Annotated in this window: 1 protein-coding gene; it reads left to right on the plus strand. The window is 67.8% G+C overall.

The annotated features are described in order from the left end of the window. Positions 1 to 187 precede the first annotated feature (187 nt). Positions 188 to 516 (plus strand): GNAT family N-acetyltransferase (locus tag JNK74_30340; protein MBL7650469.1); only part of this gene is annotated, 329 nt, incomplete at its 3' end.

Below are 516 nucleotides of genomic sequence, written 5' to 3' on the forward strand. Positions count from 1 at the left end.
TACACCGCCGACCCGGCCACCAAGGCTCTGGTCAGCCTGCGCTTTGCCGATGGCAAGACCGAAACCGCCCGCTTCGAGCCCTTCAAGCCACGCTGAACAGTGGCGCACCCCCCCTGTTGCCATGCCAGAGCGATACCTTTACCGTGTCGCGCTGGCCGGGGCGCCCGGCGTCTGAAGGGGAAGAGGGATGGAAGTGCGTGTGGCGTCTACGGACGCAGAGATCGCCGCCTGTTTTGCGGTGATGCAGGTCCTGCGTCCGGATCTGCAGGAGGCGGGTTTCGTTGCCCGGGTCCGCAGCCTGGCCCTGACCGGCTATGGGCTGGCCTACGGGCTTGAGGGTGAGCGCGTGGCGGTGGTGGCGGGTTTTCGCCTCGGCGACAGCCTGGCGCGGGGGCCTTTTCTTTACGTCGATGATCTCGTCACGGCACCCGAGCTGCGTTCGCGTGGTTATGGGGCGGCCATGCTGGCATGGCTGCGCCGGTTTGCCCGGGACAGGGGCTGCGCCCGGCTGCACCT

The organism is Candidatus Hydrogenedentota bacterium (assembly GCA_016791475.1).
Classification (GTDB): domain Bacteria; phylum Hydrogenedentota; class Hydrogenedentia; order Hydrogenedentales; family JAEUWI01; genus JAEUWI01.